The organism is Streptomyces sp. NPDC058335, from assembly GCF_042723915.1.
GTDB lineage: Bacteria > Actinomycetota > Actinomycetes > Streptomycetales > Streptomycetaceae > Streptomyces.
The window spans coordinates 222,453-247,822 of the sequence record NZ_JBHXHX010000010.1; the positions used below are offsets into that span (position 1 = coordinate 222,453).

Annotated in this window: 17 protein-coding genes and 3 tRNA genes; 9 read left to right on the forward strand and 11 right to left on the reverse strand. The window is 71.7% G+C overall.

Going from position 1 to position 25,370, the window contains the following annotated elements:
* The first annotated feature begins 105 nt into the window (after window positions 1–105).
* Window positions 106–1,146 carry a rod shape-determining protein gene (locus tag ACFWJX_RS21670; RefSeq protein WP_383245553.1) on the forward strand — a complete coding sequence of 347 codons (1,041 nt, stop codon included), beginning with the start codon at window positions 106–108 and terminating at the stop codon, window positions 1,144–1,146.
* Window positions 1,147–1,337: 191 nt separating this feature from the next.
* On the opposite strand, the gene ACFWJX_RS21675 is transcribed toward ACFWJX_RS21670, so the two are convergent.
* Window positions 1,338–2,285, reverse strand: coding sequence for a M28 family metallopeptidase (locus ACFWJX_RS21675; protein ID WP_383245555.1), 948 nt, complete (start codon window positions 2,283–2,285; stop codon window positions 1,338–1,340).
* 745 nt (window positions 2,286–3,030) lie between these two features.
* Here ACFWJX_RS21675 and ACFWJX_RS21680 point away from each other — a divergent pair.
* Both ACFWJX_RS21680 and ACFWJX_RS21685 read left to right on the forward strand, forming a co-directional pair.
* Window positions 3,031–4,083 (forward strand): glycoside hydrolase family 5 protein, encoded by a 1,053-nt coding sequence (locus tag ACFWJX_RS21680; RefSeq protein ID WP_383245558.1) that lies wholly within the window; start codon window positions 3,031–3,033, stop codon window positions 4,081–4,083.
* A gap of 228 nt (window positions 4,084–4,311) precedes the next feature.
* Window positions 4,312–6,030, forward strand: coding sequence for a protein kinase (locus ACFWJX_RS21685; protein ID WP_383245560.1), 1,719 nt, complete (start codon window positions 4,312–4,314; stop codon window positions 6,028–6,030).
* A 556-nt stretch (window positions 6,031–6,586) separates the two neighbouring features.
* On the opposite strand, the gene ACFWJX_RS21690 is transcribed toward ACFWJX_RS21685, so the two are convergent.
* The 4 genes from ACFWJX_RS21690 to ACFWJX_RS21705 all read right to left on the reverse strand — a co-directional run bounded on the left by ACFWJX_RS21690 (window position 6,587) and on the right by ACFWJX_RS21705 (window position 7,309).
* Window positions 6,587–6,727, reverse strand: coding sequence for a hypothetical protein (locus ACFWJX_RS21690; protein WP_383245562.1), 141 nt, complete (start codon window positions 6,725–6,727; stop codon window positions 6,587–6,589).
* Between the two features lie 190 nt (window positions 6,728–6,917).
* A tRNA-Ile gene (locus ACFWJX_RS21695) sits at window positions 6,918–6,991 on the reverse strand.
* A 167-nt stretch (window positions 6,992–7,158) separates the two neighbouring features.
* Window positions 7,159–7,231: transfer RNA gene (locus ACFWJX_RS21700), tRNA-Asn, on the reverse strand.
* Window positions 7,232–7,236: 5 nt separating this feature from the next.
* Window positions 7,237–7,309: transfer RNA gene (locus tag ACFWJX_RS21705), tRNA-Asn, on the reverse strand.
* Between the two features lie 160 nt (window positions 7,310–7,469).
* Between ACFWJX_RS21705 and ACFWJX_RS21710 the strand changes: the two genes are divergently transcribed.
* The 4 genes from ACFWJX_RS21710 (at window position 7,470) to ACFWJX_RS21725 (ending at window position 13,071) form a co-directional block, all read left to right on the forward strand.
* Window positions 7,470–7,775, forward strand: coding sequence for a YtxH domain-containing protein (locus ACFWJX_RS21710; protein ID WP_383245565.1), 306 nt, complete (start codon window positions 7,470–7,472; stop codon window positions 7,773–7,775).
* Between the two features lie 51 nt (window positions 7,776–7,826).
* Window positions 7,827–9,281 (forward strand): FGGY family carbohydrate kinase, encoded by a 1,455-nt coding sequence (locus ACFWJX_RS21715; RefSeq protein WP_383245568.1) that lies wholly within the window; start codon window positions 7,827–7,829, stop codon window positions 9,279–9,281.
* Between the two features lie 128 nt (window positions 9,282–9,409).
* Window positions 9,410–11,143 carry an ABC transporter ATP-binding protein gene (locus tag ACFWJX_RS21720; RefSeq protein ID WP_383245571.1) on the forward strand — a complete coding sequence of 578 codons (1,734 nt, stop codon included), beginning with the start codon at window positions 9,410–9,412 and terminating at the stop codon, window positions 11,141–11,143.
* Window positions 11,143–13,071 (forward strand): ABC transporter ATP-binding protein, encoded by a 1,929-nt coding sequence (locus tag ACFWJX_RS21725; protein ID WP_383245574.1) that lies wholly within the window; start codon window positions 11,143–11,145, stop codon window positions 13,069–13,071. The genes ACFWJX_RS21720 and ACFWJX_RS21725 overlap by 1 nt, the downstream gene beginning before the upstream one ends.
* 46 nt (window positions 13,072–13,117) lie before the next feature.
* On the opposite strand, the gene ACFWJX_RS21730 is transcribed toward ACFWJX_RS21725, so the two are convergent.
* From ACFWJX_RS21730 to ACFWJX_RS21750, 5 genes are all read right to left on the reverse strand, one after another.
* Window positions 13,118–14,425 carry an RNA polymerase sigma factor gene (locus ACFWJX_RS21730; RefSeq protein ID WP_383245577.1) on the reverse strand — a complete coding sequence of 436 codons (1,308 nt, stop codon included), beginning with the start codon at window positions 14,423–14,425 and terminating at the stop codon, window positions 13,118–13,120.
* A gap of 104 nt (window positions 14,426–14,529) precedes the next feature.
* Window positions 14,530–16,434: a DNA primase gene (gene dnaG / locus ACFWJX_RS21735; RefSeq protein WP_383245579.1), complete on the reverse strand. Its 1,905-nt coding sequence runs from the start codon at window positions 16,432–16,434 to the stop codon at window positions 14,530–14,532.
* 57 nt (window positions 16,435–16,491) lie between these two features.
* Window positions 16,492–17,757, reverse strand: coding sequence for an NAD(P)/FAD-dependent oxidoreductase (locus tag ACFWJX_RS21740; RefSeq protein WP_383245582.1), 1,266 nt, complete (start codon window positions 17,755–17,757; stop codon window positions 16,492–16,494).
* 131 nt (window positions 17,758–17,888) lie between these two features.
* Complete coding sequence (locus ACFWJX_RS21745; protein WP_383245585.1) at window positions 17,889–19,142, reverse strand: deoxyguanosinetriphosphate triphosphohydrolase; 1,254 nt, start codon at window positions 19,140–19,142, stop codon at window positions 17,889–17,891.
* 91 nt (window positions 19,143–19,233) lie between these two features.
* Entirely contained in the window at window positions 19,234–20,130 is an 897-nt protein-coding gene (locus tag ACFWJX_RS21750) for a sirohydrochlorin chelatase (protein ID WP_383245588.1), read from the reverse strand.
* A gap of 244 nt (window positions 20,131–20,374) precedes the next feature.
* On the opposite strand from ACFWJX_RS21750, the gene ACFWJX_RS21755 reads away from it, so the two are divergent.
* Window positions 20,375–21,052: a vancomycin high temperature exclusion protein gene (locus ACFWJX_RS21755; RefSeq protein ID WP_383245590.1), complete on the forward strand. Its 678-nt coding sequence runs from the start codon at window positions 20,375–20,377 to the stop codon at window positions 21,050–21,052.
* A 142-nt stretch (window positions 21,053–21,194) separates the two neighbouring features.
* Window positions 21,195–23,444, forward strand: coding sequence for a molybdopterin oxidoreductase family protein (locus tag ACFWJX_RS21760; RefSeq protein WP_383245593.1), 2,250 nt, complete (start codon window positions 21,195–21,197; stop codon window positions 23,442–23,444).
* Here the strand turns inward: ACFWJX_RS21760 and ACFWJX_RS21765 are convergent.
* A complete protein-coding gene (locus ACFWJX_RS21765) occupies window positions 23,437–25,083 on the reverse strand; it encodes a M4 family metallopeptidase (RefSeq protein WP_383245596.1) in 1,647 nt (548 codons plus the stop codon). The two genes, ACFWJX_RS21760 and ACFWJX_RS21765, sit on opposite strands and share 8 nt — an antisense overlap.
* Window positions 25,084–25,370: the final 287 nt, after the last annotated feature.

Here is a 25,370-nt window from a genome sequence, read left to right on the forward strand (position 1 = left end):
CCGCCCGGCCCCCTCCAGCGGGCGTCCGTCCGCCCGCCCCCGCACGATGCGAAGGAGGTCGCCACCCGGCGGCCGCCACGGTCTGCGCTCTCGGGAGGACCTGCCATGACCGCCAGTCTGGAGCAGCTGCGCCGCTGCCACTTCGCCGTCGACCTCGGCGCGGCGCGGACGCGGGTGTACGTCAAGGGGGCCGGCCTCGTCGTCGACCAGCCGTCCGCCGCCGCCGTGAACACCCGCACCGGGGCGCTGATCGCCGTCGGCGAGTTCGCCGAGAAGATGACCGGCCGCACCCCGCACTACATTCGCGTCGTCCGCCCGGTCTCCGGTGGCACGGTCGTCGACATCGAGATGGCCCAGCGCATGCTGCGGCACCTGATCGGCGACAAGATCCGCCGCCAGTTGCGTCGAAAGCCGTTTCTGCGGGCCGCCGCCTGCACCCCGCACGACGCCGACCCGCTGGCCCAGCGCGCGGCCATCGAGACGCTCGTCGGGCTCGGCGCCCGGCGCGTCGAACTCGTCGACACCCTCATCGCCGCCGCCGTCGGCTGCGGGCTGCCCGTGGAACGGCCCGAAGCCACCATGATCATGGTGTGCGGGGCGGCCGCCACCCAGGTCGCCGTCCTCTCCCTCGGCTCCATCGTGACAGCCGAACGCATCCCGGTCGGCGGCGAGGCCGTGGACCACGCGATCGTCCAGCACCTGCGCCACGAACACGAGTTGATGCTCCCGAGCCAGTCCGTACGGCCGCTGCAACTGGCCCTGTCCGGCAACGGCCTCACCCCGCAGGGCCCGGCCTCCACGGAGATCCACGGCCGGGACGTCGCCACCGGCCTGGCCCGGTCCGTCCAGGTCGACACCGCGGCCGTACGGGACGCCATCGAGACCCCGTTGACGGCCGTCCTGGACGGCATCGGACGGGTGCTGCGGGACTGCCCGCCCGACCTGGTCGCCGACCTGGTCGACCGCGGGATCATGATGGTCGGCGGCTCCGCCCTGCTGCCCGGTTTCGACCAGATGCTCCGCGAGGCCACCGGCATGCCGGTGCACATCGCCGAACGACCCGACATCTGCGCCGCCCAGGGCCTGGGCGCGATGCTGGAGGGGCGGATCGCGCCGATCACGCTCCAGCCGATCGCCACCGCCTGACGGCCCGCCACCCCTGCCGCTGCCCCTACTGCCGCCGCTTCTCCCGCCGCTCCCCGTCGCTCCCCGCCGCCCCCGCGCCGGGCGGAGCGGGTGCGCTCCGGAGCCCGAACCGGTACGCCCCCTCCGGAGAAGTACGTGCCAGACCCCGCGAGCCCGCCCTGATCCGGACGACGGGAATGTGACGACCGGCCCTAGGGGCGCACGCCCAGCTTCCACACCATCCCCGCGACGGCGTCGGTGTTGACGTCCAAGGCCTCCCGGTCGATGTTGGCGGGGGTGTCACAGGCCAGGTGATAGCACTTGTCCATGGCCTCTCCCGCGGTGCCGCCCCACTTCGCGGCCTGCTCCGGGGTCTTGATCTCCGCGGAGCCGGTGAAGATGCCGCCGACCGCGACGCCCTCGGCCAGGAACGGCTCGTGGTCGCTGCGTCCGTCGAGCGCGGTGGTGGGCTCGGTGGGGATGCCCTTGGCGGTGAAGTACCGGTGGAAGTGCCGGGCGATCTCGGGGCTGTGGTCGTAGACGAAGTACCCGTGGTTCGGTGAGCCGATCATGTCGAAGTTCAGATAGGCGGTGATCTTCGACAGTTCGGCCGCCGGCAGGGTGTCCACGTAGTGCGTGGACCCGATGTACGTCTCCTCCTCCGTGCCCCAGAAGGCGAAGCGGAGGCGCTGGGAGGGAGTGACCTTCTTCGCGGACACCGTGAGCGCGGTCTCGAGGATGGCCGCCACACTGGAACCGTTGTCGTTGATTCCGGGGCTCGTGTCCACCGAGTCGAGGTGCGCCCCAACCATCAGGACCTGTCCGGAACGGCCGCCGCGGGGCCAGTCGGCAATCAGGTTCCAGCTTTTCTCTCCGGCGAACCGGAATTCCTGGAGCGCGGTGGTGAATCCGGCTGCGTCGAGCTTCTCCCTGACATAGTCGACGGATGCCTGATAACCGGTCGCGCCATGCGCCCGGTTGCCGTTGTTCGCGCCGGAGATCTTCTGGAGCGCGTCGAGGTGCCGCATCACCTTGGCGACGGCGATGTCGGGTGCCGACCCTGCCTGAACAGTCTCTTCGGCATGGACACCGGCCGCCCCGAAAAGCAGGAAGGACACCGTGGAGACGGCGACGACGGGGCGTAACCGCTTGAAAGGCACTGTTGATTCCCTCCGTCGGCGGGTCCTCGACATATTCGATCAAGAGGCTCCGTGATCGTTCCGAACAATTCCACGGCACGGTACCGACGGTAGTCGCTTACACAACCGGAAGGAAGCGGCCTCCATTTTCCGCCAGGATGGAAAATCCGCTTCACGGCCGGGAGGCCTCGGGAGGTCACCCGCGGAGGGATACCGGGAGCGGCGGCCCGGCAGGAATTCATGGCGCATTACCTACGGCCCGGACGCCACCCGCGAACCACCCCCGGCGGGCCGACGGGCCCGCCGTCGGAGGCCGCCGGGAACAATCCGGCACGGGGTGCCATGAGGGGCATCGGAAGGCCGGTGAAGGCGGGAGCGCGACCGGACCGGTCCGCGCCCAGGCCTGCCACACCCGCCGCGCGTTCGGCCGGCCGTGGCCGGGTGGACGGGCCGTTTTCCGTCTGCCCGCGTCGTCCACCGGCAGTCCCGGTTCGGCGGAGGGGTGGTGAGCAAGTCCCGCCGACGCGTGCCCGCGACGAGCACCGGCTCTCAGCGCCACCACCCCCGGGCCGCGGACCGCGGATGTTACCTGTGGGAAACCTTGACGATCACTGTGGTGGGTGCCACGATTCCGGCGCCGCCATGTTTACGTAAACATCGGATCGCCACAGTGGCTGATGTTTGCGTAAACATCCCGAGGCCGCCAGAGACCGAGCCCCCCACGCCGTCGAACAGAGCCGCCTCCCCGACCCGAAAGGCCAGGCCGATGCGCACCATCCCCGCCGGCACCCGCCGGACCCCCCGCCTGCGAGCCGCCCTCCTCGCCCTGCTGATCGCGGGGGCGGGCACCAGCCTCTCCGGCGCCCCCGCCCAGGCCGCCCCGCGCATGGACACCAGCCAGTTCAAGGGCGTCAACTGGGCCGACCCACGGGACAACTTCGCCGACGACCCGGTCGTCCTGTCGGGCCTGTCGCTCTCCGACAGCTACGCCCAGACCTACACCAAGTCGAGCCGGGTGATATCGGCGTTCCGCGCCAACCTCGGTGCCAACACCGTGCGGCTGCCGATCAACCCGTACACGGTGAACGGCACCTACTGGAAGTCGTACCGAGCGGTCATCGACGCGGCCTCGGCCAAGGGCTTCAAGGTCATCCTGTCGTACTGGGAGGGCACCGGCCCCCGCAAGGACGGCTTCATCGACGACCAGGCCACCTACTGGCCCATGTGGAACACGGTCGTAAAGGCTTACAAGAACGACCGGAACGTGTACTTCGAACCGATGAACGAGCCGCACGGCTACACCGACACCGAGTGGGCCGACCTCGCCGCGAAGTGGCTCGACACCTACTCCTCGGTCCCCCGCAACCGGGTCTTCGTCAGCGGCGCCGGCTACAACGACCACGTCACCACCGTCTGCGCCGACCCGCGCCTGAAGGGCACCTACCTCTCCCTGCACCACTACGGGTTCTGGAAGGAGTACGCCACCTACGACCAGTGGGTGGCCGACCTCAAGGTGCGCATCGGCGACTGTGCGAACCGGACCGTCGCCGACGAGTTCGGCGCCCACATGACGACCGGCTTCGACTACAACAAGCCGGCGCCGGACAACAACTTCGTGAACTACATGCAGGCCGTCACCGACACCTTCCGCGAGCTGAAGATGGGGTCGGTCTACTGGCCGGGACTGCGCACCGGTGACACGTACTCCCTCCAGACCCTGACCGGCGACCCGGCCCGCCCCTGGCTGGCGACCACCAACCAGTCCGGCGCGGACCGCCTCGCCTGGGCGTGGGGCCGCGGCAAGGCCGTCCGCCCCTGACCCGCGCCGCGTCTCGCCGCTCACACGCGTGAGCGCGCCCGGGGAAGGGACCCGCATCCTTCCCCGGGCGCGCTCACGCACCTCGAACGCCTCCGCACGTGTACCAACCTCCGAACGACTCCGAAGGGCGGAAGTGAGGGAAACCCTGACCGTCCGCCGGGGCTGGGCTAGCCTCTTCTTCTCTTGAGGCGAACTGACGTACGTCGAAAACCACTTCGGGGAAACTCCGTGTCAGATCAGCGGCCGTCGCCATCGGATCCGGCGACGAGCGAGGCCACCGCGCTGCGGCAGGCCGGGGCCTCACCCCTGCGTCCGGGCGACCCCGGACAGGTCGGCCCCTACGTGCCGTTGGCCCTGCTGGGCAGCGGCGGCATGGGGCGCGTCTACCTGGCTCGTCCGGTCGACGACAGCCCCGGCCTGGTCGCCGTGAAGGTGATCCGGCCGGAGTACGCGGAGGACCCCCGGTTCCGGCGCCGGTTCGAACGAGAGGCGGCCGTGCACGCCAGGCTGCGCACGCCGCACGCGCCGAAACTGTGTGGAACCGGTTTCCGGGACGAACTGCTGTGGATGGCCACCGAGTACCTCCCCGGACCCGACCTCGCGGAGTCCGTACGGGAGGACGGCGCCCTCGCCACCGCCACGGTCTGGCAGGTGGCGGATCAACTCGCGCGGGCCCTGTGCGAACTGGCCGCCGCCGGCATCGTCCACCGCGACCTCAAACCGTCCAACGTGCTGCTCACCGTCCGCGGCGCGCACGTCATCGACTTCGGCATCTCCAAGGCGGTGGACGCGAGTTCGATCACCGGCACGGGCAACCGGGTGGGAACGCCCGCCTACATGTCCCCGGAGCACCTCAGGACGGGCCACTCCGACACGGCGTCCGACGTGTTCTCGCTGGCGGGGACGCTGGTCTTCGCGGCGTCCGGGCGTGCCCCGTTCGGCGACGGCACCGGTGTCGACGTCATGCACCGGGTGGCCTTCGAGGAGCCCAACCAGGAACTGCTCGCCGAGATCTCCTCGGCGGACCCGGCGCTCGGCGCGCTGCTGTCGGCCTGCCTGGCCAAGGAGCCCGAGCAGCGCCCCACCCCGCCCGAACTCCTCGAAACGGCGGTGCGCCACGCCGGCCCGCCCGGCTGGCCCGACCCACTGGGCAGCAGGGTGCTGGCCCGGCAGCGGGCGTACGAGGTGCTGTTCCGCCTCCCGGCAGAGCGCAGGGCCCGCTTAGGCCGCCCGGCCGCGGCACCGCCCCCTCCCGCCGACGAGCCGAGCCCCTCCCCCGCCGTACCGCACCCGCCTGTCGCCTCCCTCCGGTCCCGCCGCAAGCCGCTGCTGGCCGGCGCCACGGCCGTCGCCGTCTGCCTGATCGCTTCGGGCGTCTACGCCCTCACCCGTCAGGACACCCCCGCCGCCGCCCACTCACCCGGATCGGCCGCGACCGGCCCCGCCGGTTCCGGGTCCGGCGGCACCGCCTCCTCCCCCTCGCGCGGCGCCGGCGGCGGTACGTCCACCGAGAGCGGCCCCGGCAGCGCGGCCAGCCCCGACGGCTCCACCGGCGACACCTCCGACCCCCTCGCCACCGCCTCCCCGTCGCCCTCCGCCGCCCCTACGGCCACCCCCGCCAGCCCACCGGCCGGGCCCGGCTCCTCCACCACCCCCACCCCGGCCCCGAGCAGCCCCTCCGCGGAGCCCGCGACCGCGCCCTGGAACACCGACTGCACCCACTACTTCGGCAACGGCCGCACCCGCCAGGGCGACACCGGCAAACGCGTGCTCCAGGTGCAGTGCATGCTGACGAAGCGCGGCTACGGCGTCGGTGACAGCGGCGCCGACGGCATCTTCGGCTCCGGCACGGAAACCGCCGTACGCGGTTTCCAGGGCGACAGGGGACTGACCGTCGACGGCATCGTCGGCCACGACACGTGGACGGCCCTGCGCGGCGGGAACTGACACCGTGACACCTGGCCGTTGCCGGTCCTCACGCCGACGCGGCAGAGAGCCCCGAAGCTCGACATGCCGACCTCGCCCCTCCACACGCGGACACCACCGGCCCTCGATCAGGCGCGGACGTCGATCCCGCCCGAACGGGTCGTGGCCTCTCGCCGGTGAGGAGTCCGGTGCCGAGGGGACGCCGACAACCGACAGTGCGACCAGTGGCCTGCTGCCGGGCGACAGCGGCGTAGACCCGTGCCCCAACCCCGGCCGCCTCAGCCCATCGGTCGTGGCACGGGCACGCTCACCGCACGACGAGGTCGATCGGATGGCCCGGGTCACGGGGCACACGGCGACGGCCGGCGGCACCGGCCCGGCGAGACGGCCGGTAGGGATGTCGGCGGCGCTCCCGACCCCCGGGTCCCGCTGGTCCTCGTCACGGCATCCAACTGGCGTTGGCAGCGGTGTGAGTTCCGTACCGCAGCCCCTATATGTCACCGCGATCCCGTGGGACTGCGGGACGGCCAGGCACCGACGCCACCGACCGGTGACACCTGCCGAGGCCCGGGAGACCTCAGCCCGACCCGGCGTACCGGACGCCGAACAGGAGCGAGACGAGCAGCGCCGGCCGGCCGGAGAAGTCCTCGATCAAGGGATGGATCTTCCGGTGGGTCAGGGAGATGTCCGGCGAGCTGCTCGCCGGTACGCCGGCCACGGCGTTGGCCCGGCCCAGGCGCGGCAGGGTGCGTAGTCAGAGGGAAAGCGGTGCTGCACCTCTGGGGAGACCGCGAGTACGGTCGCCCGGCCGGGCGCGTCACCGAACGCTCCGGGGTCATGGATTCAGTCCGCTCAGCCGAAGTCCCGAACACCTGATGAGACGTTTCCGCAGACGGTGACGTTCAAGGTGGGGCGGGTGGGACTCGAACCCACGGCCGGCGGATTATGAGTCCGCTGCTCTAACCGGCTGAGCTACCGCCCCAAAGCGGCGTGTCGCGTACACGTGTGCGCGCCGTCTGCCGCAGCATAGCCGCTCATACGATCTCACGCGCCGCCTGGTCCGACGCCGCTGACCATGAGGACCGCGCTGCGACCTGCGCGGTTCCCGGCGACATGAAAAAGGACCCCTAAGGGTCCTCGATCACGATGCTCCCCCGACTGGACTCGAACCAGTAACCTGCCGGTTAACAGCCGGCTGCTCTGCCAATTGAGCTACGGAGGACCGAGCTCCCCCGACTGGACTCGAACCAGTAACCTGCCGGTTAACAGCCGGCTGCTCTGCCAATTGAGCTACGGAGGAATGCCTCGTTTGCATCGAACGCCCCTACCTGGGTATTCGCCAGGGGGCGGACGCTCGCTGCGACACATACATTAGCGCAAGCAGGGGGGTGCTCCGCCAATCGGTTCCCCTCAGGCACCGATGCCGCACCGCAGACCTACACGAGGGAAGGGTGGCCGTCATGCGCTACCGGCTCACATTCGTCGTCGGACTCGCCCTGGGCTACGTGCTCGGCACGAAGGCCGGGCGGGAGCGCTACGAACAGTTGAAGAAGTCCGCGCGGCAGGTCGCGCAGAACCCCGCCGTGCGCAACACGGCGGAATCGGCGGCGCAGCAGGGCCGCCAGTTCGCGGGCAAGGCGTACCACGTGGTCAGTGACAAGGTCGGTGACCGGATGCCCGAGTCGGTCGCGGGCCGGGTCCGGTCCCTGCGGGAGCGGTCGGCGCAGAGCGACGGATCGGACGACTGGGGCACCAGTCATACGTAAGGCGCGCCGAGCCGACGCGGTCACCCCTCGCGGTGCGGCAGAATTTTGGCCATGGGGATAGTCGCCGGGTTGGACAGTTCGCCCGAATTCACTCGCATCGTCGTCTGCGACGCGGACACAGGGGCCGTGCTCAGGCAGGGCTATGCGCCGCATCCGGTGGAGGGTTCCGACGGTGCCGGCCGTCCTTCCGATGTCGATCCGCAGGCCTGGCTGCTCTCCCTCGGGGAGGCGGCCGGCGGCGGACTGCTGGAAGGCGTGCAGGCCATCGGCGTGTCGGCGCAGCAGAACGCCATCGTGCCACTCGACGCGCAGGGCAACACCGTGCGCCCGGCGATGGTCGGCGGCGACAAACGCGCCCAGGTCGCGGCGGCCGATCTCGTCGACGCGCTCGGGGGGCGCGAGGCGTGGGCACAGGCGGTCGGCAGTGTGCCGCAGGCCGCTCAGCCGGTGACCAAGCTGCGCTGGATGGCGAAGAACGAGCCCGATGCCGCCCTGCGCACCGCCGTGCTGCTCCAGGCCCACGACTGGCTCGTGTGGCAGTTGCTCGGGCGGCCGGTGCGCCGCACCACCGACCGGGGCGGCGCCTCCGGAACCGGTTACTGGTCGGCGGCCACCGGCGGCTACCGGCCCGAGCTGGTGGAGCTGGCGCTCGGTCACCAGGTCATGCTGCCCGAGGTGATCGGCCCCTCCGACGCGGCCGGTACGACACCGGAGGGCCTGCTGATCTCGGCCGGCACCGGCGAGACCATGGCCGCCGCGTTCGGGCTGGGCATCGGCCTCGGGGACGCGGTCGTGTCGCTGGGTGCCTCCGGGTCCGTGATGGCCGTGCACCGCGAGGCCCTCGTCGACCAGAGCGGGATGATCACCTCTCTGGCGGACGCGACCGGCATGCATCTGCCGGTCGTCACCACCCTGAACGCCGTACGGACCCTGCGCGGGGCCACCGACCTGCTCGGGGTGGCCGATCTGGAGGCGCTGTCCGATCTGGCGGTTAAGTCGACCCCGGGGTCGCACGGGCTGGTGCTGCTGCCCTATCTGGAGGGTGAGCGGACGCCGAATCTGCCGCACACCGCGGGCACCCTGACGGGTCTGCGGCGCGAGTCGATGAAGCCGGAGCACTTCGCGCGGGCGGCGTTCGAGGGCATGCTGTGCGGGCTCGCGGACGCGCTGGACGTGCTGCGCGGCCGGGGCGTGGAGGTACGGCGGATCTTCCTGCTGGGTGCGGCGGCCGAGCTGCCGGCCGTGCAGGCGGCGGCGCCCGCGCTGTTCGGGGCGCAGGTCGTCGTACCGCAGCCCGCGGACTACGCGGCGATCGGGGCGGCGCGGCAGGCCGCCTGGGCGCTCGGGGTGTCGCAGGGCACACTCGATCCGCGCCATCCGCCGGCCTGGCCGGGTCCGGCGGCGCAGGTGCTGGACCCGGGCGAGGAGCTGGCCGTGGGGCAGGCCGTGCGGCAGCAGTACGTGTCGGTGCGGGAGCAGACGCATCCCACGGCGTTCCGCTCGTAGGGCCGGGCCGGGGCCGCATAGCACAACGCTGTCGGCTTAATCGGTTGAGGTAACACGGGTGGAGTGCCGGACGATAGGGGCCAGGGGCAACCAATGCCCCTCACCCCGCCGACTCCGAGAGACGTAGCGTGCTCATACGACTTCTGCGGACCTATCTCAGGCCCTACAAGAAACCCATCGCCCTGCTGGTGCTGCTCCAGTTTCTCCAGACCTGCGCCACGCTCTACCTGCCCACGCTGAACGCCGACATCATCGACGACGGCGTGGTCAACGGTGACACCGGTTACATCCTTTCCTACGGCGCCGTGATGATCGGCATCTCGCTGGTGCAGGTCGTCTGCAACATCGGTGCCGTGTACTACGGCGCCAGGACGGCGTCGGCGCTCGGGCGGGACATGCGGGCGGCCGTCTTCGACCGGGTGCAGTCCTTCTCAGCCCGCGAGGTCGGCCAGTTCGGCGCGGCCTCCCTGATCACCAGGACCACGAACGACGTCCAGCAGATCCAGATGCTGGCCCTGATGACGTTCACGCTGATGGTGTCCGCGCCGATCATGTGCGTGGGCGGCATCGTCATGGCCCTCGGCCTGGATGTGCCGCTGTCCGGGATCCTGGTCGCCGTGGTGCCGGTGCTGGGCATCTGCGTGACGCTGATCGTGCGGGGGCTGCGGCCGCTGTTCCGGTCCATGCAGACGCGGCTGGACACGGTGAACCGGGTGCTGCGCGAGCAGATCACCGGCAACCGCGTCATCCGCGCCTTCGTCCGGGACGACTACGAGGAGGAGCGTTTCCGCAAGGCCAACGCCGACCTCACCGACATCTCGCTGAAGGCCGGAAACCTGCTCGCGCTGATGTTCCCGGTGGTCATGACCACGGTGAACCTGTCGTCGATCGCCGTGGTGTGGTTCGGTGCCCACCGCATCGACAGCGGCGGGATGCAGATCGGCGATCTGACCGCCTTCCTCGCCTACCTCATGCAGATCGTCATGTCCGTGATGATGGCCACCTTCATGTTCATGATGGTGCCGCGCGCCGAGGTGTGCGCCGAGCGCGTCCAGGAGGTCCTGGACACCGAGTCCAGCGTCGTCCTGCCGAAGGCGCCGGTGCGCGAGCTGCGGCGCCACGGTCACCTGGAGATCCGGGGCGCCGGCTTCGGCTACCCGGGCGCCGAGGAGCCCGTGCTCAAGGGCGTCGACCTGGTGGCGCGGCCCGGTGAGACCACCGCCGTCATCGGCTCGACCGGCAGCGGCAAGTCCACGCTGCTCGGGCTGGTCCCCCGGCTGTTCGACGCCACCGACGGGCAGGTCCTCGTCGACGGTGTCGAGGTGGCGCACCTCGACGCCGCGCTGCTCGCCAGGACGGTCGGGCTCGTGCCGCAGAGGCCGTACCTGTTCGCCGGCACGGTCGCCACCAACCTCCGGTACGGAAATCCGGACGCGACGGACGAGGAGCTGTGGCACGCGCTGGAGGTGGCGCAGGCCGCGGAGTTCGTGCGGAAGCTGGAGGGCGGGCTGAACGCCCCCGTCGCACAGGGCGGCACCAATGTGTCCGGCGGTCAGCGGCAGCGGCTCGCCATCGCCCGTACGCTCGTGCAGCGCCCGGAGATCTACCTCTTCGACGACTCCTTCTCCGCCCTCGACTACGCAACCGACGCGGCGCTCAGGGCGGCCCTCGGCCGGGAGACCGCCGAGGCGACCGTCGTCATCGTCGCCCAGCGGGTGGCCACCATCCGCGAGGCGGACCGGATCATCGTCCTCGACGAGGGCCGGGTCGTGGGCGAGGGCACCCATCAGGAACTGATGGCGGACAACGAGACCTACCGGGAGATCGTTCTCTCCCAGCTCACGGAAGCGGAGGCTGCCTGATGGCCGGGCCCATGGGGCGCATGATGGCCGGGACCGGACCGGAGAGCCGCACGCTGGACTTCAAGGTGTCCGGCCGGCGGCTGCTCGGCCACTTCAGGGCGGAGCGGCTCACCCTCTACGCGATGCTGTTCTGCGTCGTCCTGAGCGTGGGCCTCAACGTGATCGGACCGAAGATCCTCGGCCGGGCCACCGACCTGGTCTTCGCCGGCATCATCGGGCGGGAGATGCCGGCCGGGTCCTCCAAGGACCAGGTCCTCGACTCGATGCGCGAGCGCGGTGACGACGATGTCGCCGACATGCTGCGCGGCACCGACTTCACCCCCGGCCAGGGGATCGACTTCGACTCCGTCGGCCGGGTCCTGCTGTTCGCGCTCGCGGTGTTCACGGTCGCGGGCCTGCTGATGGCGGTGGCGACGCGGCTGGTCAACCGGGCCGTCAACCGCACGATGTACCGGATGCGCGAGGACGTGCAGACGAAGCTGTCCCGGCTGCCGCTGTCGTACTTCGACAAGCGCCAGCGCGGCGAGGTGCTGTCGCGGGCGACCAACGACATCGACAACATCGGGCAGACGCTCCAGCAGTCGCTGGGCCAGCTCGTGAACTCGCTGCTCAGCATCGTCGGCGTACTGGCGATGATGTTCTGGGTGTCGTGGATCCTCGCCCTGGTCGCGCTGGTCACCGTGCCGCTGTCGGCGGTCGTCGCCGCGCGCGTGGGCAAGCGGTCGCAGCCGCACTTCGTGCAGCAGTGGCGCACCACCGGCAAGCTGAACGCGCACATCGAGGAGATGTACACCGGCCACACGCTGGTGAAGGTGTTCGGCCGGCAGGACGAGTCGGCGCAGCAGTTCGCCGAGCAGAACGACGCGCTGTACGAGGCCGGGTTCAAGGCGCAGTTCAACAGCGGCGTCATGCAGCCGCTGATGTTCTTCGTGTCGAACCTCAACTATGTGATGGTCGCCGTGGTCGGCGGGCTGCGGGTCGCCACCGGCTCGCTGTCGATCGGTGACGTGCAGGCGTTCATCCAGTACTCGCGCCAGTTCTCGATGCCGCTGACGCAGGTCGCGTCGATGGCGAACCTGGTGCAGTCGGGCGTCGCCTCGGCCGAGCGGATCTTCGAACTGCTGGACGCGGAGGAGCAGCAGGCGGATCCGGTGCCGGGCGTGCGGCCGGAGGAGCTGCGGGGGCGGGTGGCGCTGGAGCACGTGTCCTTCCGCTACGACCCCGACCGGCCGCTGATCGAGGACCTCTCGCTGGTCGTCGAACCCGGCCACACGGTCGCCATCGTCGGCCCGACCGGCGCCGGCAAGACCACCCTGGTCAACCTTCTGATGCGGTTCTACGACGTCACCGGCGGGCGCATCACCCTCGACGGCGTCGACATCGCGCGGATGTCCCGCGACGAACTGCGCGCCGGGATCGGCATGGTGCTCCAGGACACCTGGCTGTTCGGCGGCACCATCGCGGAGAACATCGCGTACGGCGCCGCGCGCGAGGTCACCCGTGGGGAGATCGAGGAGGCGGCGCGGGCGGCCCACGCCGACCGGTTCATCCGGACCCTTCCCGACGGCTACGACACGGTGATCGACGGTGAGGGCAGCGGGGTCAGCGCCGGTGAGAAGCAGCTGATCACCATCGCGCGGGCGTTCCTGTCCGACCCGGTGATCCTGGTGCTCGACGAGGCGACGAGTTCCGTCGACACCCGTACCGAGGTGCTGATCCAGAAGGCGATGGCGAAGCTGGCGCACGGGCGGACGTCGTTCGTCATCGCGCACCGGCTGTCGACGATCCGGGACGCGGACACGATCCTGGTGATGGAGAACGGGGCGATCGTCGAGCAGGGCACGCACACGGACCTGCTGACGGCCGACGGGGCGTACGCGCGGCTGTACAAGGCGCAGTTCGTCCAGGCGGTCGCCGAGGTCGACTAGCGGGACGAACGGCGGGGCGGGGGCCGCCCGGTCGGCGGCCCCCCTGTCAGTCCAGGTAGCCCCTGAGCTGGTCCGCGAAGGCGTGGTCGCGGAGCTTGTTGAGGGTCTTGGACTCGATCTGCCGTATGCGCTCCCGGGTCACGCCGAAGATGCGGCCTATCTCCTCCAGGGTGCGGGGGCGGCCGTCGGCCAGGCCGTAGCGGAGCTGGACGACCTTGCGCTCACGCTCGCCGAGCGTCGACAGGACCGCCTCCAGGTGTTCCCGCAGCAGCAGGAACGCCGCCGACTCGACAGGGCTGGCGGCGTCGCCGTCCTCGATGAGGTCACCGAGGGCCACATCGTCCTCCTCGCCCACCGGGGCGTGCAGGGAGACGGGCTCCTGGGCCAGCCGCAGCACCTCTCCGACGCGCTCGGGGGCCAGATCGAGCTGGGCGGCCACCTCGTCGGCGGTGGGCTCGTAGCCGCGCTCCTGGAGCAGCCGGCGCTGGACGCGGACCACGCGGTTGATCAGCTCCACCACGTGCACGGGGACGCGGATCGTGCGGGCCTGGTCGGCGAGCGCGCGGGACATGGCCTGGCGGATCCACCAGGTGGCGTACGTGGAGAACTTGTAGCCGCGGGCGTAGTCGAACTTCTCGACCGCCCTGATCAGGCCCAGGTTGCCCTCCTGGACGAGGTCGAGCATGGTCAGGCCGCGGCCGACATAGCGCTTGGCGACCGACACGACCAGGCGCAGGTTCGACTCGATGAGACGGCGCTTGGCCATCCGGCCCATCACGACCAGCTTGTCCAGGTCCAGGGCGAGGTCGCTGTCCACGTCGGGGGTGCTGCTCAGCTTCGCCTCGGCGAACAGGCCGGCCTCCACGCGGCGGGCCAGCTCGACCTCCTCGGCGGCGGTGAGCAGCGGGATCCGGCCGATCTCGCGCAGGTACTGGCGGAACAGGTCCGAGGAGGGGGCGGAGGTGTCGACGAAGCGCGGGGCGGGCGTGTCGACGGGCTCGGGGGCCTCGTCGAGCGCCTCGGCGGGCGGGTCCTCGGGTGCCGGGTCCGCCGGCTCGGACTCCGGTTCCATGGCCGTCTCCGGATGACGCACGGCACGGCTCTGCGGCGGGACCGTGACCAGGACGCCCGTCTCGCCGTCCGGTTCCGTGCCGTCGGTACACGTGTCGGTCTGGGTGAGGGTCTGGGTCTGCACGGGGGCGACCTCCAGGGTGATCGCTGCCGGGAGATACGGCAGCGCTGCTTCGAGGGCGGAGGCGGCCTCACCGCTGTCCGTCCCGTCCGCGATGAGCGGAACCGCGGGGGTGTGGGACCCGCTGGGGACGGATCGACCGCGCTCCGAGGACTCAGGCACCGCCACCCAGTGTGGAGTACGACACATCGCCGCCACGAGGGGCGTGCGATGACTTTTTGCGTCCGGTCCGTGACCGCGTGCTGACCGTGCCGGTCACAACCTGCTCAGAGAGCCGCGGCTCCCTGCCCGCGCAGCGCCTGGTCGTACTGTTGGAGGACCCACAGCTCGTTCTGTACGGCGGCCAGCTGGGCCGGGTCGCCGCCGGCGGACAGCCGGGCCAGCTGGGACTGGACGTCGCGGACCCGGCGCTCCACCGCGCGCCGGCGGACCTGGACGAGGACCGTGCCCGCGTACACGTCGTCGACCGCGCGCCGCATGATCGGCTCCACGGCCAGCTCGGTGACCATGGCGCGCACGGTGTCGTCGGGCGCGGCGTCCCGCACCCGCATCAGGTACTCCTGCCCGTCCTGTACGCCGGACTCGGCACCGCCCGCGTCCTGGATCGCCTCGCGTACGGCGGCGTAGGGGGCGGCGGTGAACTCGTCGACGCCGTACGCGTCGAAGGCCGGGGAGACCAGTTCGGGGCGCTGGAGGGCGAGCTTGAGCAGTTCGCGCTCGGTGGCGTAGACGGGGTTGCGCAGGGTGAGGGCGGGGCCGGCGGCCGCGGGGCGCGGGGCGGCCTCGTAGGGCTGTCCGGCGCCGCCGCGGGCGGGTGCCGGGCCCCGGCCGCCGCGGTCGCGGGCCCAACGGGCCAGCTGTGCCACACGCTTGACGACGAACTGGGTGTCGAGGATGCCGAGCATGCCGGCCAGCTGGACGGCGACCTCGTGCTGGGCGCCGCTGTTCTTGATGCGGGCGACGACCGGGGCGGCCTCGTCGAGGGCGGCGGCCCGGCCGCCCGGGGTCTCCAGGTCGTAGCGCGCGACGATCTGGCGGAGGGCGAACTCGAACAGCGGGGTGCGGGGTTCGACGAGGTCGGCGACGGCCTCGTCGCCCTTGGCCAGCCGCAGGTCGCAGGGGTCCATGTTGTCCGGCGCGATCGCGATGTACGTCTCGGCGGCGAACTTCTGGTCGTCCTCGAAGGCGCGCAGGGCCGCCTTCTGGCCGGCCGCGTCGCCGTCGAAGGTGAAGATCACGCGCGCGGAGCCGTTGTCCATCAGCAGGCGGCGGAGGATCTTGATGTGGTCGGTGCCGAAGGCCGTGCCGCAGGTGGCGATGGCGGTGGTGACGCCGGCCAGGTGGCAGGCCATGACGTCGGTGTACCCCTCGACGACGACCGCGCGGGACACCTTGGCAATGTCCTTCTTGGCGAGGTCGATGCCGTAGAGGACCTGCGACTTGCGGTAGATCGGCGTGTCGGGCGTGTTGAGGTACTTGGGGCCGTTGTCGGCCTCGTAGAGCTTGCGGGCGCCGAAGCCGACGACCTCGCCGCCGATGTCGCGGATGGGCCACATCAGCCGGCCGCGGAAGCGGTCGATGGGGCCGCGGCGGCCCTCCTGGGCGAGTCCGGAGAGGGTCAGTTCCTTGTCGCTGAAGCCCTTGCCGCGCAGATAGCGGGTGAGGTGGTCCCAGCCCTGGGGGCTGTAGCCGACGCCGAAGTGGACGGCGGCGGCCTGGTCGAAGCCGCGCTCGGCGAGGAAGATCCGGCCGGCGTCGGCCTCGGGGCTGACGGCGAGCTGTTCGGCGTACCACTCGGCGGCGATCTTGTGGGCCTCGACCAGACGGATGCGTTCGCCGCGCTGATGGGAGGGGTTGTAGCCGCCCTCCTCGTAGCGCAGGGTGATGCCGGCCTGGGCGGCGAGGCGCTCGACGGCCTCGGAGAAGGTGAGGTGGTCGACCTTCATCACGAACGTGATGGTGTCGCCGCCCTCCTGGCAGCCGAAGCAGTGGAAGAGGCCCTTGCTGGGGCTGACCTGGAAGGACGGTGACTTCTCGTCGTGGAAGGGGCACAGGCCCTTGAGGTTGCCACCGCCCGCGTTGCGCAGCTGGAGGTACTCGGACACCACGGCGTCGATCGGAACCGCGTCCCGAACCGCCTTCACGTCCTCGTCGTTGATCCGTCCTGCCACGTGGTGATTCTACGGGGGTGGACCGACAACCCCGGGACCGCGGAACCTCGCGGACGCCTACGCGATCAGCCTCTCGAGGGGCACATGAGGGTCTGCCAGCGCCTCGGTGTCGACCGGGACGCCCGTCCGCACCAGCTTCTGGATCTGCTCTGTGACGTCCCACACGTTCACGTTCATCCCTGCCAGGACCCGCCCCTCCTTCACCCAGAACGCGACAAACTCCCGCTTGCCCGCGTCGCCCCGGATCACCACCTCGTCGTACGTCCCCGGCGGCGCCCACCCGCTGTACTCCATCCCCAGGTCGTACTGGTCGGAGAAGAAGTAGGGCACCCGGTCGTAGGTGACGTCCCGGCCGAGCATGGCGCGGGCGGCGGCCGGTCCGCCGTTCAGGGCGTTGGCCCAGTGCTCGACCCTCAGGGTCGTGCCGAACAGGCCGAGCGGGAAGGACGCCACGTCGCCGGCGGCGTGGATGTCGGGGTCGGAGGTGCGCAGCCGGGTGTCCACCGCGACGCCGCCGCCGTGGACGCGGTCGGCCAGCTGCAGTCCGGCCGCCTCGGCGAGGGCGGTCCGCGGGGCGGCCCCGATCGCGGCGAGCACGTCGTGCGCCGGGTGTTCCTCGCCGTCGTCCGTGCGGGCGGCGAGGACCATGCCGTCCTGGCCGACGATCTCGGTGAGCCGGACGCCGAAGTGGAAGCGGACGCCGTGCTCGCGGTGCAGCTCGGCGAAGACATTGCCCAGCTCGGGGCCGAGGACGCCGTGCAGCGGGGTCGGCTCCGGTTCGACGACGGTGACCTCGGCGCCGTACCCGCGGGCCGCCGCCGCGATCTCCAGGCCGATCCAGCCGGCGCCGGCGATCACGATGTGGCCGTTGTCGCGGCCGAGCGCGGTGAGGACGCCCTTGAGGCGCTCGGCGTGCGCGAGGCGGCGCAGGTGGTGGACGCCCGCGAGGCCGGTGCCGGGGATGTCGAGGCGGCGGGGTTCGGAGCCGGTGGCCAGCAGCAGCTTGTCGTAGTGGACGAGGGTGCCGTCGTCGCCGAAGCGGACCGTCTTCGCCGTACGGTCGATGGCGTCTACGGTCTGGCCCAGGTGCAGCTCGATGTCGTTGCGCGCGTACCAGGCGGGCTCGTGCACGAAGACGCTCTCGCGGCTCTCCTTGCCGAGCAGGAAGCCCTTGGAGAGCGGCGGGCGCTCGTAGGGGTGATCGCGCTCGTCGCAGATCAGTATCACGCGGCCGGTGAAGCCCTCGGTCCTGAGTGTCTCGGCCGCCTTGGCGCCGGCCAGGCCTCCTCCGACGATGACGAATGTCTGATCCGCGTCGACCACGTGATGCCTCCTCGTAAGACTGCCGCCACCCGAGCGTCCCGCACGCGGGATGAGGGGGGAAGGGGTGGTGACCCGATCAGGCCACGGAGTGTCACGTTCGGGCCCGTTCGGGTGCATCGGGCCCGCCCCGTTCAGCGCCTTCTGGTCAGGCGGGCGTGCAGGGAACGGGCCGAGGGGTCGGTGAGGGAGGCGATCTGGTCGACGATCACCCGCTTGCGGGCGCGGTCGTCGGCGGCCACGTCGAACAGGGCGCGGAACTGGGGGTCGAGGCCGTCGGGTGCGCGGGCGGTGAGCGCCTCGGCCAGCTCGCTGATGACGACGCGCTGGTCCGCGCGGAGCAGCTCCTGCTCCGCGCGCTGCATGACGTACCGGTCGGCGACGGCCTTGAGGACCGCGCACTCCAGGCGTGTCTCGTGGGGTACGACGAGTTCGGCGCCGTAGCGGGTGAGCCGCCCGGAACCGTACCTGGCGCGCGTGGCCGCCTCGGCGGCCAGGCAGAAGCGGCCGATGAGCTGGCTGGTCGCGTCCTTGAGGCGGGCCTGGGCGACGGCCGTGCCGTCGTAGCCGTGCGGCCACCACTCCTGGTCCTGGAGCCGGTCGAGGGCGGCGGCGAGTTCGGCGGGGTCGGTGTCCGCTGGGACGTAGCGGCCGACGGCGACGCGGAAGACCTCCGCGCGCTCCGGTTCGGCGTGCAGGCAGTTGGGGTCGATGTGGCCGGCGTGCAGGCCGTCCTCCACGTCGTGCACCGAGTAGGCCACGTCGTCGGACCAGTCCATGACCTGCGCCTCGAAGCACGTGCGCGTGCCGGGGGCCTCCTTGCGGACCCAGTCGAAGACGGGGCGGTCGTCGTCGTAGACGCCGAACTTGGGGGACGCCGGGTCGGTGGGATGTCCGCCGCGCGGCCAGGGGTACTTGGTGGCGGCGTCGAGGGTGGCGCGGGTGAGGTTGAGGCCGACGGAGCCCTCGGGGGTGAACCGCTTGGGTTCGATGCGGGTGAGGAGGCGCAGCGACTGCGCGTTGCCCTCGAAGCCTCCGCAGTCGCGGGCGAAGTCGTTCAGCGCCTGTTCGCCGTTGTGCCCGAACGGGGGGTGGCCGAGGTCGTGGGAGAGGCAGGACGCCTCGACGAGGTCGGGGTCGCAGCCGAGGGCCGCGCCCAGCTCCCGGCCGACCTGGGCGCACTCCAGGGAGTGGGTGAGGCGGGTGCGGGGGGTGGCGTCCCAGGCGTCGGTGCGGGTGCCGGGGGTCACCACCTGGGTCTTGCCCGCGAGCCTCCTGAGCGCCGAGGAGTGCAGGACGCGGGCACGGTCGCGCTGGAAGGCGGTGCGGCCGGGGCGCTTGTCGGGCTCCACCGCCCAGCGTTCTGTTGACGGCACGTCGTAGGGCATGTCTCGACAGTAAGCGGCGGCAGTGACAATCGGGGCGCCACTCGGCTGCCGGGTTCGGTGGGGGTGCGCGGCACCGCCGCCCCGCGCCCCCTCAGGCGGCGTTGCTGCCGACGCTCGCCGCGCGTGCCTGGTCGTAACGGTGCAGGACCAGCCGGGCCATCGCCTCGTGGGTGCCCAGGGGGGCCGCGGCGATCCAGGGGGCGGCCTGCGCGGACTCGGTGGCGAAGCGGCCGGGGGCCGTGAAGTAGGAGGCGACGGCCACCCGGTGGCGGCCTCTCGCGGCGAGGGCGCGGACGGCCGCGGGGACGGTGGGAGCGGCCGTCGAGGCGTACGCCGGGACGACGGGGACGCCGAGGCGGTCCGCCAGGAGCTGGGCCGTGCGGCGGGTGTCGACCGCGGAGTCCGGGTCGCGGGAGCCCGCCGCCGCGAGGACCACCGCGCTCGCGCGGCGCTCGGCGTCGGTCGTACGGGTGCGCCAGCCGGCCTCGACGAGACGTGTGTACAGCGCCTCCACGAGAAGGGGGTGCGGGCCGAGCGGTGCGGCCACGCGCGTGCGTACCCGTACCGCGGCGGCCATCTCGGGGATGTCCCGGCGCACGTGGTAGCCGCGGCTGAGGAGCAGCGGGACGAGGACGGCGTCCGCCGTGTCCGCCGCGTCGAGGTCGGCGAGGGTGTCGGACAGCAGCGGCTCGTTGAGTTCGATGTGCCCGAGGCGCACGGCCAGGCCGGGCCGCAGGTCGCGGACGCGGTCCAGGAGCGCGCTGACGGTGCTCAGGGCGCGCGGATCGCGGCTGCCGTGGGCGACGACCACCAGGGCGGGCGGGCCGGGGCGCCGGCGGCCGTCGAGCGAGACGAGGCTGAGCTGGCTGGCGAGCTGGGAGCTGATCCGGGTCATGATGTGCGCCGTACTGTCGAGGTGGACGCCGGCGGGCAGCGGGCTGCCGGGGCGGTGGTGGGACTCGTCGTACACGGAGGGCGACGCCGTCATGAACCGATGGTGGCGGGGCGAGGTTGCACCGCCGTTGCGCGACCGTCACGAGTGTTTTCCGGGCGTTCACCGCGCGCGTGGCCGCGCTGTGAGGTGCGGTGCGAGAGCGGCGTGAGGATGGGGCCGGTGTGATCGAAGTGACGTGTGGATGGCCGAACCGGATCACCGTTCGTTGCGTCTTCCCGGGTCGAAGCCGGAAGGGCGGTCCGGAAGGGTATTTCGGACGGGCAGCAGGGGGCACCGTATGAAGATCCGTCGGCCGCGGCTGCCGCGCACCCGTACGGGGTGGCGGCGGCTGGTGCAGTGCGTGATGGCCGCCTGTGTGCTGGGGCTGCTTCCGGCCACCTGGCTGCGCGTGTCGACCGAGGACCGGCTGGGCACGACGGCCGACGCGCCGCGCACCGGGGTCGCGGTGGTGTTCGGTGCCGGACTGTGGGCCGGGGAGCCGTCACCGTACCTCGCGCACCGGCTGGACGCGGCGGCGACGCTGTACCGGGAGGGGCGCGTCAAGGTCGTGCTCGTCACCGGCGACAACAGCCGTGAGGACTACGACGAGCCCGACGCCATGCGCGCCTACCTGACGAGACACGGCGTTCCCGACACGCGGATCGTCAGCGACTACGCGGGCTTCGACACCTGGGACTCCTGCGTGCGCGCCAAGAAGATCTTCGGGGTCGACCGGGCGGTCCTCATCAGCCAGGGCTTCCACATCCGGCGGGCGGTCGCCCTGTGCGAGGCGGCGGGCGTCGACTCGTACGGCGTCGGTGTCGACGCCGAACACGACGCGACCTGGTACTACGGCGGCACGCGGGAGATCTTCGCGGCCGGCAAGGCGGCGCTGGACGCGGTGTTCGAGCCGGACCCCCGGTTCCTCGGGCCGAAGGAGCCCGGGGTGACGCGGGCGCTGGCGTCGGGCGAGTAGGGCGATCGGGCGAGCGGGGCGACGTGGGGCGGGCGCCGCAGCCGCGCCTCACTCCGGGTGGGCGTCCGCGGGGAGGGCACCACCACACCGCCGTAACAGGACGCCGCACGGCGTGTAACACGGCCGAAGCACGCTGAAACGTATGGAGACCACCTCGACGCCCACCCACTGCCCGTACTGCGCCCTGCAGTGCGGGATGAATCTGTCACCCACGCCGGAGGGGGGCGTCGAGGTGACCGAGCGCGTGGACTTCCCGGTGAACCGGGGCGCGTTGTGCGGCAAGGGCCGGACGGCGCCGGCGGTGCTCTCGTCCCGGGTGCGGCTGACCTCCCCGTTGGTGCGCTCCGGCGGCACGCTGGTGCCCGCGACCTGGGACGAGGCACTCGACCGGATCGCCGGCGAGCTGGGCGCGATCCGGGCCGAGCACGGGCCCGACGCGCTCGGGGTGTTCGGCGGGGGCGGGCTGACCAACGAGAAGGCCTACACGCTCGGCAAGTTCGCGCGGGTGGTCCTCGGCACCTCGCAGATCGACTACAACGGCCGCTTCTGCATGTCGTCCGCGGCGGCCGGCGGCATCAAGGCCTTCGGTCTCGACCGGGGGCTGCCGTTCCCGCTGGAGGACATCCCGAAGACCGGGTGCGTGATCCTCGTCGGGTCCAACCTCGCGGAGACCATGCCGCCCGCACTGCGCTTCTTCAGCGAACTGCGGGAGAACGGCGGCACGCTGATCGTCGTCGACCCGCGGCGCACCAGGACCGCCGAGCAGGCCGACCTGCACCTGATGCCCCGGCCCGGCACCGATCTCGCCCTGGCGCTGGGGCTGTTGCACCTGGTCGTCGCCGAGGGGCGGGTCGACGAGGAGTACGTACGGGAGCGGACGTCCGGCTGGGAGGAGGCGCGGGCGGCGGCGATGGCCCACTGGCCGGAGCATGTGGAGCGGATCACGGGGGTGTCCGTTCCACAACTCCGGGAGGCCGTGCGCATGTTCTGCGAGCCGGAGGCCGCGATGGTGCTCACCGCGCGGGGGCCCGAGCAGCAGTCCAAGGGCACCGACACGGTCGGCGCGTGGATCAACCTGTGCCTGGCGACCGGCCGGGCGGGGCGCCCGCTCTCCGGGTACGGCTGCCTCACCGGGCAGGGCAACGGGCAGGGCGGGCGCGAACACGGCCAGAAGGCCGACCAGTTGCCCGGCTACCGCAAGCTGGACGACCCGGCGGCGCGCCGGCACGTGGCCGAGGTGTGGGGCGTGGACCCCGACAGCCTGCCCGGTCCGGGGCGCAGCGCCTACGAGCTGCTGGACGCGTTGGGCACCGACATCCGCTCACTGCTGCTGATGGCGTCCAACCCGGTGGTGTCCGCGCCGCGTGCCGCGCACATCGAGGAGCGCCTCAAGTCCCTTGATTTCCTCGCCGTCTGTGACGTGGTGCTGTCGGAGACGGCCGCTCTCGCCGACGTCGTCCTGCCCGTCACGCAGTGGGCGGAGGAGACCGGGACCATGACCAGCCTGGAGGGGCGGGTGCTGCTGCGGCAGCGGGCGATCACTCCGCCCGAGGGGGTCCGCAGCGACCTGGAGGTGCTGCACGAACTGGCCGCGCGGCTCGGGGTGGAGAAGGGTTTCCCCACCGATCCGGAAGAGGTCTTCGAGGAGCTGCGACGGGCGAGCGCGGGTGGGCCCGCGGACTACTCCGGGATCACCTACCGGCGCCTGGTGGAGGAGAACGGGGTGTTCTGGCCGTGCCCGGCGCCGGAGGGGGCGGTCGGAGGGGGGCCTGCGGGAGCGGCGGGAGCGGGGGGAGCGGCCGTGGACGACGACGGGGAGGACACCGGTTTCGACGTGCTTCCGGAGGACCCCGCGCGCGACGACGCCGGCACCGTCCACCCCGGCACCGTCCACCCCGGCACTCCCCGTCTCTTCCTCGACCGGTTCGCCACGGACGACGGCCGGGCGCGGTTCGTGCCGGTCTCGCACCGGCCCGCCGCCGAGGAGCCGGACGAGGAGTACCCGGTCTTCCTCACCACCGGGCGGGTCGTGGCCCAGTACCAGTCCGGCGCCCAGACCCGGCGCGTGGACGAGCTGAACGCCGCCGCGCCGGGCCCGTTCGTGGAGCTGCATCCCCGCCTCGCGGCGCGGCTCGGCGCGGCCGAGGGCGATCCGCTGGCCGTCGTGTCCCGGCGGGGCCGGGCGGTGGCACCGGCCCGGATCACCACCGGCATCCGCCCCGACACCGTTTTCATGCCGTTCCACTGGCCGGGCGAGGGCCGCGCCAACACCCTGACCAACCCGGCCCTGGACCCGACCTCACGGATGCCGGAGTTCAAGGTGTGCGCGGTGCGGGTGGAGATCGCCGGGAGCTGGGCGGACGTCCCTCCCCGAGGCGGCACGGTCAGTTGACGTTGACCGCGCTCCAGGCCGCCGCCACCGCGTTCTGCTCCGCGCTGCCGGCGCCGTAGAGGTCGCGGGCCGCGTTGAGGGTGGCCGTGCGGGCGCCCGCGTAGTTCGTGGAGGAGGTCATGTACACGGTCAGCGCGCGGTACCAGATCCTGCCGAGCTTCTCCCGGCCGATGCCCGTCAGGGTCGAGCCGTTGGAGGTCGGGGAGTCGTAGGCGACGCCGTTGACGGTCCGGGGGCCGCTGCCCTCCGCGAGGAGGAAGGCGAAGTGGTTGGCGACGCCGGAGGAGTAGTGGACGTCGAGGCCGCCGACCGAACTGCTCCAGTAGTCCGCGGAGTTGCCGTCCTTGGACGGCTTGTCCATGTAGCGCAGGGCATCGCGGCCGAAGCCGGGGCGGACGATCTTCTCGCCGATGAGGTAGTCGCCGACGTCGGAGGAGTTGCCCGCGTGGAACTCCACGAGGGTGCCGAAGATGTCGGAGGTCGCCTCGTTCAGGCCGCCGGACTCGCCCGAGTAGGTCAGCTTGGCGGTCTTCGAGGTCACGCCGTGGCTCATCTCGTGCCCGGCCACGTCCAGCGAGACCAGCGGGCCGAGCTGGGTGCCGTCACCGTCGCCGTAGGTCATGCAGAAGCAGCTGTCGTCCCAGAAAGCGTTGTTGTAACCGTTGCCGTAGTGGACGCGGTTGTAGGAACCCTTTCCGTCGTTCCCGATGCCGTTACGGCCGTGGACGTTCTTGTAGTAGTCCCAGGTCACGTCCGTGCCGTACTGCGCGTCCACCGCGACCGTGGCCCGATCGGCGGTGGCGCCGGTCCCCCAGCGGTTGTCGGCGTCCGTGAAGACGGTCGAGGGGGCGCGGCTGATGCAGATGCCGAAGATGCACAGATCGGTCTTGTTGGCCGCGTCGCCGGTGTACGTGTTTCCGCGGGTGGGGTCCTTGAGCTGGTACGCGGCCCCGGAGAGGGTCGTCTCCAGCGGGACCGTGCCGCCGTACAGGGACTTGCCGTCGCCGGTCGCCGACTCCAGGGTGTCCCAGGCGTCGATCTGGGCGCCGGTGCGGGCGTCGGTCAGGACGGCGCGGGCGACGGGGTTGCCCTGCGCGTCCAGCGCGGCGACGTTCGTCTGCCAGGCCAGCTTGGGGGTGCCGTGCAGGGCGTCGACGACCAGCCGCGGCTTGGCGGTGAGCTGCTTCAGCGCCTCGCCGAGGTGCGCGGCGCGCAGGGCGTTCGCCGCGGTGTCGGCGGCCTTCGGCGCGGACAGGGCGGGCACGACGGTGGGAAGGGAAATCACGGCCCTGGTCGCGCGGTCGGCGCCCCGGTAGCTGCCGTCGGGCGCCAGGTGGACCACGAAGTCACCTCCCAGGACCGGGAGTTGACGGAAGGTGCGGTCGTAACGGACGTGCTGGGTGCCGTCCTTGTCGACGATGACGTCCCGGACGGCGGTGGTCTGGGCGGCGGTCAGACCCAGGCTCGCGGCCCGCTCGGCCAGCACGGCCGCGGCGTTGTCCAGTGCGGTGGCCCGGTTCGGCCGGTCGGCCGCGTCGGCTGCCGGGGTGAGTACGGCGGCCAGGAGAGTGGCCGTGGTGACGGCGATGCCGGCGGTGGCGAGACGGGAACCTGGGGCGTGCTGCCGTATCCGACTCATCGGTCTCCTCGGGATCCTCGGGAAGGGCGCCGTGGGGGCGCGTGGGGGGGCACGGGATGGGCGTGGGGCGGGAGGCGTTGAGGTCGTGGGATGGGCGTGGGGTGGGGGGCGCTGAGGTCGTGGGATGGGCGTGGGGTGGGGGGCGCTGAGGTCGTCCTGAGATTTAAGGGGCCATGACATGTCATGTCCATAGCGCACGCGTGCGGGAGCGGTGCGGGTGCGGTGAGGGACGAGAACCGTTTCCGTGCGCCCGGCGCCCTCCTGCGTACCGAGCCACGCCCTCCGGA